This window comes from Ruminococcus sp. AF20-12LB (assembly GCF_003478985.1).
In the GTDB taxonomy this organism is placed as follows: domain Bacteria; phylum Bacillota; class Clostridia; order Lachnospirales; family Lachnospiraceae; genus Blautia_A.
The window spans coordinates 1-1,112 of the sequence record NZ_QUGH01000023.1; the positions used below are offsets into that span (position 1 = coordinate 1).

Consider the following 1,112-nt stretch of genomic DNA (forward strand, 5'->3'; position numbering starts at 1 on the left):
TGAAAAGTGCGAACATAAAAATAGTTTCATCAATATTCTCCTTTATAAATTCCGATTTTTCGTTCTCAGCGACTTCCCAATAAATGGGAATTTAACGTTCTCTTTTATGCCTATCAATAAGCAACAAAACAAACATAATAAACCATATCCCCCATGCAATCAAACAACCAATTCCTAGATATTGGATATCTATGATTATTCCAATAATAAAAGGAACTGACATAAACATCATTCTTTTTCCATATGCCTTACACATAGCATTCTCATCGTATTTCTTTCGTTCATCCGCTGATTTCATATTATAACCCGACAAGAAATTAGCAGCTTTTCCTTCTGATTTATAAAACCACATTCCAAACAAAAACATAATCACTGCCATCATAAAGTCAAAAACAATATAGATCATATAATCATAGAACATATAATACAATTTCTCCTTTCAGCCAATCACTCTTATCTCTTTGAATTTTCTACATTACTCCTCATCTTTGACCAAACATAGCAAATCAGTATATCCTGACTGCATAAGTAATTGCTTAAAACCAGAAAGCACTTCTTCTTTTGTATAATTGTTATTTTTCAAAAACTCACTATCCTTCTCACTAAGGTATTGGTAGAAAAGAGCTGCTGCCATTACCTCATTTCTGTCTGTATAATCAATGCTATCTAAAAGTATATTCTCTGCTTCGTTAATTTTCCCAGAATCAATCATATCAAGAAAATCTTTCAAATTTTTCCCTGATACTTCATATTTATTTTCTTTTTCAAGTTCAACAGAAACATACTTTTTCCCAAACATTAAAGAAAATAATACTCTTACCATTTCTTTTATCATTCGCATAATATAGTCTTTTTCGTCTGTGAAATACATTTTTCACCTCCATAACTACCGATTTTCCAACAATACAAGCAGGAAATTATTTATCATCTGTATTGTTTTCCTTTTTCTTATGAGTCGAACCCAAGCAAAGAAATGAAGAACCAAGACATAACCATACTATAGCCATAGAACTTTCATTTCCACTCGTAAAGCCAATAGCTGACGCTATGAAAAACAGAACTGATGCAATGTAAAATAAGATTGATTTGTTTATCCCTTTTTTCATAAATAA

General features: G+C 30.8%; 3 protein-coding genes. All 3 read right to left on the minus strand.

Going from position 1 to position 1,112, the window contains the following annotated elements; all coding sequences use genetic code 11:
* Positions 1-91: 91 nt before the first annotated feature.
* Entirely contained in the window at positions 92-421 is a 330-nt protein-coding gene (locus DWX61_RS18000; protein ID WP_330415344.1) for a DUF3784 domain-containing protein, read from the minus strand.
* 54 nt (positions 422-475) lie between these two features.
* Positions 476-871 carry a DUF6483 family protein gene (locus DWX61_RS18005; protein ID WP_117570147.1) on the minus strand — a complete coding sequence of 132 codons (396 nt, stop codon included), beginning with the start codon at positions 869-871 and terminating at the stop codon, positions 476-478.
* Between the two features lie 46 nt (positions 872-917).
* A partial coding sequence (locus DWX61_RS19100) for a hypothetical protein (RefSeq protein WP_226824946.1) occupies positions 918-1,112 on the minus strand: 195 nt, incomplete at its 5' end.